We start from the raw sequence: 13,087 nt of genomic DNA, 5'->3' as shown, positions 1-13,087 counted from the left end.
GGGCTGCTGCGCAGCCCATTCGCGGCACAAGGCCGCTCCTACATGGATCGCGATTTCCTGTAGGAGCAGCCTTGCGCTGCGAATGGGCCGCAGAGCGGCCCCGCTTTTCCCTGGCGCTTACTGTGCCTGATAGATCTGGTCGAACACACCGCCATCATTGAAGAATTTCGGTTGTGCAGTCTTCCAGCCACCAAAGTCCTTGTCGATAGTCACCAGGTCAAGTTTCGGGAACTGCTTGCCGAACTCGGCTGCGACCTTCTCGTCACGCGGGCGGTAGAAGTTCTCGGCGGCAATCTTCTGCCCGGCCGGGCTGTACAGATGCTTGAGGTACTCGTTGGCAATCTCGGTATTGCCCTTCTTCTCGGCGTTCTTGTCAACCACCGCCACTGGCGGTTCGGCCAGGATCGACAGCGAAGGCACGACGATCTCGAACTTGTCGGCACCACCGTCTTCCTTCAGTGCCAGGAAGGCTTCGTTTTCCCAGGCCAGCAGTACATCGCCCTGGCCGTTGTTGACGAAGGTAATGGTCGAGCCACGGGCGCCGGTGTCCAGCACCGGCACGTGCTTGAACAGCTCCTGAACGTAAGCCTTGGCTTTCTCTTCGCTACCGCCGGTCTTCAGGCCATAGGCCCAGGCAGCCAGGAAGTTCCAGCGGGCGCCGCCGGAGGTTTTCGGGTTGGGGGTGATGACCGACACGTCCTTCTTGATCAGGTCGCCCCAGTCCTTGATACCTTTCGGGTTGCCCTTGCGCACCAGGAACACGATGGTCGAGGTGTACGGGGTGCTGGCATCCGGCAGACGAGTCTGCCAGTTGTCCGGCAGGGTCTTGCCGAGCTTGGCGACTTCGTCGATATCGCCGGCCAGGGCCAGGGTCACCACGTCGGCACGCAGGCCGTCGATCACCGCACGGGCCTGCTTGCCCGAACCGCCGTGGGATTGCTGGATCTTCACCTTGTCGCCCGGGTGGGCCTGCTGCCAGTGCTTGATGAACTCGGCATTGTACTGCTGGTACAGCTCGCGGGTCGGGTCGTAGGACACGTTCAACAGTTCGTAGTCCTTGGCGATGGCGGAACCGGCAAAAACAGCACTGGCCAGGGCGGCGAGCGCATAACGGCGGATGGACATGGTGAAGCTCCCGATTGGCATTTTTCTAGTTTTGGATGGGTGGTGCGATCAGCCGGTCTTGTTGCCGGGCTGTTGCAGGCGGAACTTCTCCTTGCGCTCGATCTGTACAACCTGAGCGTTGTGCACGGTGATCTCCACCGCACCGAATCGCAGGTCGCGCAGAGCGCTCTGGATTTCCCGCAGAATGGTGGCTTCGTCCTGGCCGTCGATGCTACGCAGAGATGCACTCATGCTCGTTCTCCTTGGAGTGAGGGTGCCGGGCTGAGGTTTGAAGGGGATTTGCGCCTGGCTTGAGGGCAATAGTAGTGAGGCGGGGTTATTCTTAAAAATACTGTTTAAGAATGTTTATATAACCAAAAGCGAAAGGCAATTTTGAAGGCGACGGAAGGCCCTGTGGGAGCGGGTTCACCCGCGAATGCGGCGGTGGCTCCACCATCGCATTCGCGGGTAAACCCGCTCCCACAGGGTCCGTGCAGGGCTTCAGTTGTGTTTCTGTGGCTCGCGGATCTTGTACCAGGCCACATACAACGCCGGCAGGAACAGCAGCGTCAGCAAGGTCGCCACGATGATCCCGCCAATCATGGCGTAGGCCATCGGCCCCCAGAACACCTCGCGGGCAATCGGGATCATGCCCAGGCTCGCCGCCGCCGCAGTCAGCAGAATCGGCCGGCGCCGGTGGTTGGTGGCCTCCACCACCGCATCCCACGGCGACAAGCCCTGGGCTTCGAACTCGTCGATCTGGGTCACCAGGATCACCGAGTTACGAATGATGATGCCCGCCAGCGCGAGAATGCCGAGAATCGCCACGAAGCCCATGGGCGTACCGGTGGGCACCAGCGCGATGATCACGCCAATCAGCCCCAACGGCGCCACGCTGACCACCAGGAACAGCTTCTGCACGCTGTGCAGCTGGATCATCAGGAACGTCGCCATCAGGAACAGCATCAGCGGGATGACCTTGCGGATCGGCCCCTGGGCCTTGGCGCTCTCCTCCACCGTACCGCCGGTGGCCACTTCGTAACCCACCGGCAGCTTGCTGGCGAACTCGTCGATCTGCGGCTTCAGCTGGGCCACCAGGTCGGTAGGCTGGATATCGCCGTTGACCGAGGCCTTGATGGTAATGGTCGGCTTGCGGTCACGGCGCCATACCAGCGGCTGCTCCAGTTCGTAGCGCACGGTGGCGAACGACAGCAGCGGGATAGCGGTGCCGTTGGGCGTGAGAATTTGCAGGTTCTGCAGGGTATCGGGTGAACCCCGCTCACTGTCCTCGGCACGGGCGACCACGTCGACCAGATAGATGTTGTCGTTGACCTGGGTGATATCCACCCCGCTGACGATGCTGTTCATCACATTGGCCACGTCTTCCGACGACAGCCCCAGCTGGCGCGCCTTGTCCTGGGCGATGTCCACGCGCAGTACCTTACCCGGCTCGTTCCAGTCGTAGATCATCTCGCCGATGTGCTCGTTCTGGTCGAGCAAGGTGGCCAGTTCGATGGCGTGCTTGCGCACCTCGTCGATATTGGCGCCACTGACCCGGTACTGGATCGGCCGGCCCACCGGCGGGCCCATCTCCAGCGATTGCACGTTGACACCGATGCCGACGAACTCTTCATGCAAAATCTTCTGCAACCGCGCCATCATGCCCTGGCGCTCTTCGAAGCCCTTGCTGACGATCACCAACTGCGCGTAGTACGGGTTCTGCAACTGCTGGTCGAGTGGCAGGTAGAAGCGAATGGCGCCCTGGCCGATGTAGGTGCTCCAGCTCACCAGGTCCGGGTCATCCTTGATCCGCGCCTCGAAACGGTCGACCACCTTGCGGGTTTCCTCGATCGAGGCGTTCTGCGGCAGGTTGAGGTCGACGAGGATTTCCGGGCGATCCGAGGACGGGAAGAACTGGTTCTGCACGAAGCGCTCGCAGAAGATCGCCAGGGCAAACAGCAGCACGGTACCAATGATGGTCAGCCAACGGTTGCGCATGCACCACAGCAAACCATGCTCGAACGCCCGGCCGACGCGCCCAGGCTCGGCTTCATGGGCCTTGAGCTTGGCGCTGCTGAGAATGTGCACCCCCAGCACCGGGGCGAAGAATACAGCCACCACCCACGACACCATCAGTGCCACCGCGATCACCGCAAACAGCGTGTAGGTGTACTCACCCGCAGAACTGGCGTTGAGGCCGATGGGCACGAAGCCGGCAACCGTCACCAAGGTACCGGTCAGCATGGGGAACGCCGTCGAGGTGTAGGCGAACGTGGCCGCCTGCTCCTTGGTCTCGCCCATTTCCAGGCGCGTGACCATCACCTCTACAGTGATCATCGCGTCATCCACCAGCAAGCCGAGGGCGATGATCAGCGCCCCCAGCGAAATCCGCTGCATGGTGATGCCGCTGTACTCCATGAACACGAACACCATCGCCAACACCAATGGAATCGAGCAGGCCACCACCAGGCCGGCGCGCATGCCAAGGCTGACGAAGCTCACTGCCAGCACGATCACTACCGCTTCGAACAGCGCGCTGGTGAAGCCGCCGACTGCCTGCTTGACCACCACAGCCTGGTCCGACACGGTGTGGACCCCGACACCTATCGGCAGGTCTTCGACCACCCGGTCCATGCGCTTTTTCAGCGCCGCGCCGAATACCTGCATGTTGCCGCCGGCCTTCATGCCGATGGCCAGGCCGATGGCGGTCTGGCCGTTGTAGCGGAACATCGGTGATGGCGGGTCGACGTAGCCGCGCTCGATGTCGGCGATGTCGGCCAGGCGGAAGAAGCGGTCGTTGATCTTCAGGTTGACGGTTTGCAGGTCCTTTTCCGAGGTGAACTGCCCGGAGGTACGCACCGAGATACGCTCAGGCCCTGCCTCGATCACCCCGGCAGGGGTCACGGCGTTTTGCGATTGCAGGGCCTGCATGACCTGGCGCTGGTCGATGCCAAGGGCTGCCAGCTTGCGGGTGGAGAAGTTCAGGTACAGCACTTCGTCCTGGGTGCCAAGCAGCTCGATCTTGCCGATGTTGGGTACATCGCGCACTTCGGCCCGCGCCTGTTCCACGTAGTCGCGCAGCTGACGCAGGGTCAGCCCGTCGGCAGTGAAGGCATAGATTGAACCGAAAACATCGCCGAATTCATCGTTGAACCCGGGCCCCTGGATGCCCGCCGGGAATTCACCGCGAATGTCCTGGATCTTCTTGCGCACCTGGTACCAGATTTCCGGGATGTCCTTGGCCTTGGTGGTGTCGCGCAGGTACACGTAGACCGTGGATTCACCAGGGCGGGTGTAGCTTTTGGTGTAGTCGAGCGAGTCGAGCTCCTCGAGCTTCTTCTCGATGCGGTCGGTGACCTGGTACAGGGTTTCGTCCTGGGTCGCGCCGGGCCAGCGGGTCTGGATGACCATGGTCTTGATGGTGAACGACGGGTCTTCTTCACGGCCCAGGTTGAAGTAGGAGAAGATCCCCATCAGCAGAGCAACGAACATCAGGTACCAGACGAACGATTGATGCTTGAGTGCCCAGTCGGACAGGTTGAAGCTTCCTTTCATTGCGCATCCTCGTCGAAGGTGACCTTCTGGCCAGGCTTGAGGCTGTTGACGCCGGCGGTGACCACACGCTCGCCGGGCTGCACACCCGAGGTCAGGACGATGCTCTCGGCGGTGCGGTCGATCAGGGCCACGTCACGGGTGGCCACGGTTTTCTGTTGTGTATCGATCACCCACACCTGGGTCTTGCCGTCACGCTCGAGCAAGGCGCTCGAGGGCAGTTCGCTGCGCGGCGTCACTGCCGAGCTCAAGGTCACGCTGATGGCAGTGCCCAGATGGAAGGCCGCCGGTGTGCTGGCCAGGGTCAGGCGGGCACGGCGGGTGCGGGTGGTGGCATCGGCCTGGGGCTCCAGTTCGCGCAGGCTGGCAGTGGTGTTGATGGTCGGGTCGAGTTGCGAGGCAACGGTGAAGGTCAGGCCTTTGCTCAGCTGCTCGGCCAGGCCGATCGGCAGATCGATCACCGCTTCCTTCACATCCGGCCGAGCCAGGGTTACCACGGCCTGGCCGGCGGTAACGGTTTGCCCGGCTTCGGCCTTCCAGTCGGTAATCACTGCGGCGTGGTCGGAACGCAGGGTGCTGTAGTCGAGCTGGTCACGCGCCTGGCTGAGCGCAGAGCGCGCCTGTTCCAGCGCGGCGCTGGTGGTTTTCAGGTTGGTCTGGGCGATATCCAGCTGCGCTTGGGCGCCTACGCCACGGTCGTACAGCTGTTGCTGGCGACGGGCATCGGCCTGGGCGTTGATCCACTGCGCCTGCACCTTGGCCAGGTCGCCTTCGGCGGCGCGCAGCTGGTTCTGCTGGTCGGTCGGGTCGAGGGTGGCCAAGGTATCGCCCGGTTTCACCTGAGCACCCACATTCAGCCAGCGCCTGGCGATACGCCCGGAAACGCGGAAGCCCAGCGTGCTTTCGAAGCGCGCCTGGATACTGCCGGCGAAACGCCCCAGTTGCGATTGCACCTGGGGCTCGACCTTCACCGACAGCACCGGCCGAACCGGCTCAGGCACTTCGTCTTCGCCACCGCAGCCACCCAGCAGCACGCCGGCTGACAACATCAGCAGCAGGCGCTTCATAGCTCACCTCCTTGGGCCTTGGCATCGATCTTGTGTACCTGCATGCCGGGGTGCAGCAATTGCCCGCCATTCACCACCACGGTCTCGCCGCCCTTGAGGCCGTCGGCGACCACGATACGGCCGGTGAGATAGCGACTGACTTCCACCTTGCGCAGCTCGACCTTGTCGCCCTCGCCCACTACCCAGACGGCGGGCTCATGCAAGGCCTTGGTCAAGGCCGACCATGGCAGCTCGATACTGGGTCGCCCCTGGGCATTGGTGGTGGCGGTTACCGGCGCGCCCAGTTGCATGCCCGGCGGTACATTCTTGAGCCCTACCTTGACCTGCACCGTGCCGCTCTGCGCCGACACGGTAGGCGTGATTTCGCGTACGAAGCCATGAGCCTGGACCTTAGGGTCGTCCAGCAGGCTGACGATCACCCCGGCATCACTGGGCGGAGCCACCAGCAGCGATTCGTAGACGTTGAACACGGCGTCACGATCGCCATCGGTGGCCAGGCTGAAGATCGGCATGGTCGCCTGCACCACCTGGCCGACCTCGGCCTGGCGCTCGGTGATGACCCCATCAGCCTCGGAGACCAGCGCGGTGTAGCTGAGTTGTTCGTTGGCGTCGGCCAGCTGTGCCTGAGCCGCCTTCAACGCGCTCTGGTTGCTGCGCAAGGCGGCTTCGGCGGCGTCGTATTCGCTTTGGCTGGTGTAGCCTTTGGGCAACAGCTTTTGCTGGCGAACGAAGGCGGCGCTGGTCTGGGTGACTCGCGCTTGTGCGGCGAACACCTCGGCCTTGGCCGAGTCAACGTTGTTCTGCAGGTCTTTCGGGTCCAGGCGCGCCAGCACCTGGTTGGCCTTGACGTGATCGCCGACGTCGACGCTACGCGAAATGATCTTGCCACCCACGCGGAACGACAGGTCGGTCTGCACCCGCGCCTGCACGTCGCCGGTCAGGGTGACCCTGGCGGCGAAGTCGGTCGGCTGTACCTGTTGCACGCCTACGCGTGGCAGTGTTTCGGTGGTTTCTTCCTTGCTACAGCCTGACAGCAGGGTACCCAGCCCCAGGCAAATGACCAACAGCGGACGCATAAACGTCATGCAGGCTCCTTGCTTGCGCGCAAATGATTCGTGGGATGCGACTGTCAGCGTAGTTCAGGGTTGGACAAACGGCACTGACGGGAATCAAGCTGGCATTTTCGGCGCCTGTGCGGGCCTCTTCGCGGGCACGCCCGCTCCCACAGGGATATCGCAGGCCTTGTGACTTGCGCTGTACCTGTGGGAGCGGGCGAGCCCGCGAAGAGGCCGGCACATCAGTTTCTGCCATATTCAGAAACCATCAGCCACTCGGCAACCCCGCTTCAGCCGCTACCTTTCAAAGGGAGGTTCAACTTCAAGGAAGATCACAATGCCGTTAGCCGAATCCCGCCTGCTACGTCGTGGGCGCTTCTCCGAGCCAGGCAGGCTCTACATGCTGACCACCAAAACACACCTGCGGCTGCCACTGTTCCATGACTTCGACAATGCTCGCCTGGTGGTCAGACACTTGCGGGTCTCAGATGACATTCAGGACTGCCGGTCATTGGCCTGGGTAGTGATGCCAGACCATCTGCATTGGCTGATCGAGCTGAAAGAAGTGACACTGGGAACACTGATGCGCAAATTCAAATCACGCACAGCCATTGCATTGCGCAAGGCAGGTGTCAGGCACAAACCGATATGGCAACCGGGTTACCACGATCATGCGCTGCGGCGGGAGGAGAGTGTGGTGCATGTAGCCCGGTACATTGTTGCCAATCCCTTGAGGGCAGGATTGGTCAGGAGTGTCAGGGACTACCCACACTGGGATGCGGTATGGCTTTGAATCGGTGTTGGGGCCTTCGCGGGCTTGCCCGCTCCCACAGGGATTATCACAAGCCTGAAGGTTGTGAAGTCCCTGTGGGAGCGGGCGTGCCCGCGAAAGGGCCGGATCAGGCCGAAGCCGTAACCTGCACCGGGCGCTTGACCTGCGGCTGCGAGGCATTGGCCGCAGCACCCTCTTCGATCGCCTGCTGAATTGCCTTGCGACGACGCTCTTCGGCCTGGCGGCTGAAGTACCAGACAAAGAAGGTCACCAGCGACACCGACAGCAGGATCAGGCTGGCCACGGCGTTGATCTCCGGTTTCACACCCAGGCGCACCGCCGAGAATACTTCCATCGGCAAGGTGGTCGAGCCCGGGCCAGACACGAAGCTGGCCAGCACCAGGTCATCCAGCGACAGCGCGAACGACATCATGCCGCCCGCTGCCAGCGATGGCGCGATCATCGGGATGGTGATCAGGAAGAACACCTTCCACGGCTTGGCCCCCAGGTCCATCGCCGCCTCTTCGATCGACAGATCCAGCTCACGCAGGCGTGCCGACACCACCACCGCCACATACGCCGCACAGAACGTGGTGTGGGCGATCCAGATGGTGACGATGCCACGCTCCTGCGGCCAGCCGATCATCTGCGCCATGGCCACGAACAGCAGCAACAGCGACAGACCGGTGATCACTTCCGGCATTACCAGTGGCGCGGTGACCAGGCCACCGAACAGCGTGCGGCCCTTGAAGCGGGTAACCCGGGTCAGTACGAACGCCGCCAGGGTACCCAGCGCCACAGCTGCCACCGCCGTGTAGCAGGCGATTTCCAGCGAGCGCATCACCGACCCCATCAGCTGGGTGTTGTCGAGCAGGCCGACGTACCACTTGATCGACCAGCCACCCCATACCGTCACCAGCTTGGAGGCGTTGAACGAGTAGATCACCAGAATCAGCATCGGCAGGTAGATGAACAGCAAGCCGAGCACCAGCATCAGCTTGGAGAAACTGAAGCGCTTCATGCCCTGCCCTCCATTTCTTTGGCCTGGCTGCGGTTGAACAGCAGGATCGGCACGATCAGGATCGCCAGCATCACCACCGCCAGGGCAGATGCCACCGGCCAGTCACGGTTGTTGAAGAATTCCTGCCACAGCACCTTGCCGATCATCAGGGTTTCCGGGCCGCCCAGCAGCTCAGGGATCACGAACTCGCCAACCACCGGGATGAACACCAGCATGCAGCCGGCGATGATGCCGTTCTTCGACAGTGGCACGGTGATCTTCCAGAAGCTGTTGAAGGTGCTCGAACCCAGGTCCGAAGCGGCCTCGAGCAGGCTCGCGTCGTGCTTAACCAGGTTGGCGAACAGCGGCAGGATCATGAACGGCAGGTACGAATAGACCACGCCGATGTACACCGCCAGGTTGGTGTTGAGGATTTGCAGCGGCTGGTCGATCAACCCGATCCACAGCAGGAAGCCGTTGAGCAGGCCGTTGTTGCTGAGAATCCCCATCCAGGCATAGACGCGGATCAGGATCGCGGTCCAGGTCGGCATCATGATCAGCAACAGCAGGACCGTCTGCGTCTCCTTCTTGGCGTTGGCAATGGCATAGGCCATCGGGTAGCCGATCAGCAGGCACAGCAAGGTGCTGAAGAAGGCCATCTTCAGCGAGCCCAGGTAGGCCGAAATATACAGTTCATCCTCGGTCAACAGGCCGTAGTTGGCCAGGTTGAGCACCAGCTGGATCTTGTCTTCGACGTAGCTGTAGATCTCGGTATACGGCGGGATCGCCACGTCGGCTTCGGCGAAGCTGATCTTCAACACGATGAAGAACGGCAGCATGAAGAACAGGAACAGCCAGATGAACGGCACGCCGATCACCAAGTGCCGCCCCTCCGGGGTAATGCGCTGGAAGGCTCGCTTGAGCTTGCGCAGTTTCATGACCGCAGTACCACGCCGCTGTCGTCTTCCCACCACACGTACACTTCGTCGCCCCAGGTCGGGCGGGTGCCCTGGCGCTCGGCGTTGGCGACGAACGACTGCACGACCTTGCCGCTCGGCAGCTCGACATAGAACACCGAGTGGCCACCCAGGTAGGCAATGTCGTGAACCTTGCCGCGCGACCAGTTGTGCTCGCAGGTCGGTTGCTGGGGGGTGACCAGCATCTTTTCCGGGCGCAGGGCGTAGGTGATGTGCTTGTCTTCCACCGAGGTGGTGATGCCGTGGCCGACGTAGATCTTGCGCTCCAGCTCCGGGCTGGCAATGATCGCGTGGCCTTCGGCGTCGTCGACCACTTCACCTTCGAACAGGTTGACGTTACCGATGAACTCGCACACCAGGCGGCTGGTAGGCGTCTCGTAGATGTCCACCGGCGAACCGATCTGGGCGATCCAGCCCAGGTGCATGATGGCGATGCGCTGGGCCATGGTCATGGCCTCTTCCTGGTCATGGGTCACCATCACGCAGGTCACGCCCACGCGCTCGATGATCTCCACCAGTTCCAGCTGCATCTGCGAACGCAGTTTCTTGTCCAGCGCGCCCATCGGCTCGTCGAGCAGCAGCAGCTTGGGGCGCTTGGCCAGCGAGCGGGCCAGGGCCACGCGCTGGCGCTGGCCACCGGACAGCTGGTGCGGCTTGCGCTTGGCGTACTGGGTCATGTGCACCAGCTTGAGCATCTCGGCCACGCGGGCGTCGATCTCGGCCTTGGGCATCTTGTCCTGCTGCAGGCCGAAGGCAATGTTCTGCGCCACGGTCATGTGCGGGAACAGCGCGTAGGACTGGAACATCATGTTGATCGGCCGCTCGTAGGGCGGCATGTCGGTGATGTCGACGCCATCGAGGAGGATCCGCCCTTCGGTCGGACGCTCGAAGCCGGCCAGCATGCGCAGCAAGGTGGACTTGCCGGAACCGGAGCCACCCAGCAGGGCGAAGATCTCGCCCTTGCGGATTTCCAGGGACACATCGTCCACGGCTACCGTTTCGTCGAACTTTTTCGTGACCCGGTCGATCTTGACCAGCACCTGCTTGGGTTGCTGGCCACCCTCGAGGGCTTTTTTATAGGCACCGGAGGCAACTGCCATGAGTGAAACTCCCAACAAGATTTTTGTGCCCGCGAGCCCTGTTCTACAGGGGCCTCCACGGGCCTGGATTTTTACTTGCCCGACTTGACCTTGGTCCAGCTACGGGTCATCAGCCGTTGCACCTTGGGTGGCAACTCTGAATTTACGAACATCTTGTTCAGCACTTCCTGCGGTGGGTAAACCGCGGCGTCAGTCCTCACGGCCTGGTCCATCAGGTCGCCAGCCTTGGGGTTCGGGTTGGCGTAACCGACGTAATCACTGACCTGGGCGATAACCTCAGGCTTCAGCAAATAGTTGATGAAGGCATGCGCCTCTTTGACGTTTTTGGCGTCCTTGGGGATCGCCAGCACGTCGAACCAGAGGTTGCCGCCTTCCTTGGGAATGGCATAGGCCAGGTTCACGCCCTTCTTCGCCTCTTCGGCGCGGGTCTTGGCCTGGAACACATCACCCGAAAAACCTGCCGCGACGCAGATGTCGCCGTTGGCCAGGTCGGTGATGTACTTGGACGAGTGGAAGTAGGTCACGTACGGGCGCACCGCCAGCAGTTTCTTCTCGGCGGCCTGGTAGTCCTTGGCGTTGGTGCTATTGGGGTCCAGCCCCATGTAGTTGAGCACCGCCGGCAGCATTTCGTCCGCCGAGTCGAGGAAGGCCACGCCGCACTTGGCGAGCTTCTTCATGTTTTCGGGCTCGAACAGCACTGCCCAGGAGTCGATGGTGTCCACGCCCAGCGCAGCCTTCACCTTGTCGACGTTGTAACCGATGCCGTTGGTGCCCCACAGGTAAGGCACGGCGTACTGGTTGCCCGGGTCGTTCCTTTCCAGGCGCTTCATCAGCGCCGGGTCCAGGTTGGAATAATTGGGCAGCAGGTTCTTGTCGAGCTTCTGGAACGCGCCCGCCTTGATCTGCTTGCCGAGGAAATGGTTGGAGGGCACTACCACGTCATAGCCGGTATTGCCGGCCAGCAGCTTGCCTTCCAGGGTTTCGTTTGAGTCGAACACGTCTTGCACGGGCTTGATGCCCGTGGCTTTCTCGAAGTCCGCGAGTGTGGTCGGGCCGACATAGTCGGACCAGTTGTAGAAGTGCACCGTAGGCGCCGCTTGGACGCTGCATGCCAGCGTCAGGCCCGCTCCAGCCATCAAGGCTTTGCGGAATACAGAAATGGACAAGTGGGTGGTCCTCACAATCAGTGCCTGGGTAGCGACCATGCTGCCGCACACGCAAAACCGGCGCGCAACTTACCTTCGCAGCTTCGATGCCGCAATCATCAATTGCCTTTCACTGGCTCTGGGCCGGGGTCCCCCGGCCCAGAGGTGCCGCATCGGGGTTATTTGCCCGACTTGATCTTGGTCCAGCTGCGGGTGATGTCACGCTGGGCCTTCGCTTCAGGTGCAGCGATGGCGTACAGCTGTTTCTTCACTTCGGCTGGTGGGTAGATGCTTGGGTCGCTGGTGATTTCCTTGTCCACGAACTGGGTGGCGGCAGCGTTGCCGTTCGGGAAGCGCACGGCGTTGGTGATTTCAGCCATGATTTCCGGCTGCATCAGGAAGTTCATGAACTGGTAGGCAGCGTCTTTGTGCTCGGCATCCTTGGGGATAGCGACCATGTCGTAGAAGGTACCGGCACCTTCCTTCGGAATGACGTAGTCCACTTTGACCTTGTCGCCAGCTTCGTGGGCACGGGCCTTGGACTGCTCCAGGTCACCCGAGTAACCGACGGCTACGCAGATGTTGCCGTTGGCCATGTCGCCGATGTACTTGGACGAGTGGAAGTAGGTGATCGAAGGACGGATCTTGAGGAACAGGTCCTCGGCGGCCTTCAGGTCTTCCTTCTTGGTGCTGTCGGTCGGCTTGCCGAGGTAGTGCAACGCAGCCGGGAGCATTTCGGTCGGGGCGTCGAGGAAGCTCACGCCGCAGCTCTTGAGCTTGGCGATGTTCTCAGGCTTGAACACCACGTCCCACGAGTCGATCTTGTCCACGCCCAGCGCGGCCTTGACCTTCTCCGGGTTGTAGCCGATGCCGATCGAGCCCCACATGTACGGGAAGGCGTGCTTGTTGTCCTTGTCGCTGGCATCGCCAACGGCCTTGAGCAGGTCAGGGTCGAGGTTCTTCCAGTTCGGCAGCTTGGAGCGGTCCAGCTCCTCGTACACGCCAGCCTTGATCTGCTTGGCCAGGAAGTTGTTGGACGGCACCACGATGTCGTAGCCGGACTTGCCGGCCAGCAGCTTGGCTTCGAGGGTTTCGTTGCTGTCGAACACGTCGTACTTGACCTTGATACCGGTCTGCTTTTCGAACTTGGCAATGGTGTCCGGAGCGATGTAGTCCGACCAGTTGTAGACGTTCAACACCTTGTCTTCAGCCTGAACAGCGGTAGCCATGGCGCCCATCAGGGCGGCGGCCAGCAACGTCTTGCCCATTTTATTCATGCGTATTGCTCCAGAATTTTTTATTTAGCCATCTGTTC

At 61.6% G+C, this 13,087-nt stretch carries 11 protein-coding genes; 1 reads left to right on the top strand and 10 read right to left on the bottom strand.

What is annotated here, in order from left to right; translation table 11 throughout:
- Positions 1 to 117: 117 nt before the first annotated feature.
- The 5 genes from CAF70_RS01610 to CAF70_RS01590 form a co-directional block, all read right to left on the bottom strand.
- Positions 118 to 1,125 carry a sulfate ABC transporter substrate-binding protein gene (locus CAF70_RS01610; protein ID WP_085621607.1) on the bottom strand — a complete coding sequence of 336 codons (1,008 nt, stop codon included), beginning with the start codon at positions 1,123 to 1,125 and terminating at the stop codon, positions 118 to 120.
- Positions 1,126 to 1,173: 48 nt separating this feature from the next.
- A complete protein-coding gene (gene oscA, locus CAF70_RS01605; protein WP_003258557.1) occupies positions 1,174 to 1,356 on the bottom strand; it encodes a sulfur starvation response protein OscA in 183 nt (60 codons plus the stop codon).
- 249 nt (positions 1,357 to 1,605) lie between these two features.
- Positions 1,606 to 4,659, bottom strand: a complete 3,054-nt coding sequence (locus tag CAF70_RS01600) for an efflux RND transporter permease subunit (RefSeq protein ID WP_085621606.1) — start codon at positions 4,657 to 4,659, stop codon at positions 1,606 to 1,608.
- Positions 4,656 to 5,723: an efflux RND transporter periplasmic adaptor subunit gene (locus tag CAF70_RS01595; RefSeq protein ID WP_085621605.1), complete on the bottom strand. Its 1,068-nt coding sequence runs from the start codon at positions 5,721 to 5,723 to the stop codon at positions 4,656 to 4,658. The genes CAF70_RS01600 and CAF70_RS01595 overlap by 4 nt, the downstream gene beginning before the upstream one ends.
- Positions 5,720 to 6,808, bottom strand: coding sequence for an efflux RND transporter periplasmic adaptor subunit (locus CAF70_RS01590; protein WP_085621604.1), 1,089 nt, complete (start codon positions 6,806 to 6,808; stop codon positions 5,720 to 5,722). The genes CAF70_RS01595 and CAF70_RS01590 overlap by 4 nt, the downstream gene beginning before the upstream one ends.
- A gap of 307 nt (positions 6,809 to 7,115) precedes the next feature.
- On the opposite strand from CAF70_RS01590, the gene CAF70_RS01585 reads away from it, so the two are divergent.
- Positions 7,116 to 7,571 carry a transposase gene (locus CAF70_RS01585; protein WP_085621603.1) on the top strand — a complete coding sequence of 152 codons (456 nt, stop codon included), beginning with the start codon at positions 7,116 to 7,118 and terminating at the stop codon, positions 7,569 to 7,571.
- A 106-nt stretch (positions 7,572 to 7,677) separates the two neighbouring features.
- Here the strand turns inward: CAF70_RS01585 and CAF70_RS01580 are convergent, their stop codons facing one another.
- From CAF70_RS01580 to CAF70_RS01560, 5 genes are all read right to left on the bottom strand, one after another.
- A complete protein-coding gene (locus tag CAF70_RS01580) occupies positions 7,678 to 8,571 on the bottom strand; it encodes an ABC transporter permease subunit (protein WP_085621602.1) in 894 nt (297 codons plus the stop codon).
- A complete protein-coding gene (locus CAF70_RS01575) occupies positions 8,568 to 9,488 on the bottom strand; it encodes an ABC transporter permease subunit (protein ID WP_085621601.1) in 921 nt (306 codons plus the stop codon). The genes CAF70_RS01580 and CAF70_RS01575 overlap by 4 nt, the downstream gene beginning before the upstream one ends.
- Positions 9,485 to 10,627, bottom strand: coding sequence for an ABC transporter ATP-binding protein (locus tag CAF70_RS01570; protein WP_085621600.1), 1,143 nt, complete (start codon positions 10,625 to 10,627; stop codon positions 9,485 to 9,487). Before CAF70_RS01570 ends, CAF70_RS01575 begins: the two co-directional genes overlap by 4 nt.
- Positions 10,628 to 10,698: 71 nt before the next feature.
- The gene (locus CAF70_RS01565) at positions 10,699 to 11,793 is read right to left on the bottom strand and encodes a polyamine ABC transporter substrate-binding protein (protein WP_085621814.1); all 1,095 of its coding nucleotides are present in this window, start codon (positions 11,791 to 11,793) and stop codon (positions 10,699 to 10,701) included.
- A 158-nt stretch (positions 11,794 to 11,951) separates the two neighbouring features.
- Complete coding sequence (locus CAF70_RS01560) at positions 11,952 to 13,049, bottom strand: polyamine ABC transporter substrate-binding protein (RefSeq protein ID WP_085621599.1); 1,098 nt, start codon at positions 13,047 to 13,049, stop codon at positions 11,952 to 11,954.
- Between the last annotated feature and the right edge of the window lie 38 nt (positions 13,050 to 13,087).

The sequence above is a fragment of the Pseudomonas sp. B19(2017) genome, from assembly GCF_002113165.1.
GTDB lineage: Bacteria > Pseudomonadota > Gammaproteobacteria > Pseudomonadales > Pseudomonadaceae > Aquipseudomonas.
Note: the sequence above shows the minus strand (reverse complement) of the source record. Positions and strands in the feature narration are given on the sequence as shown.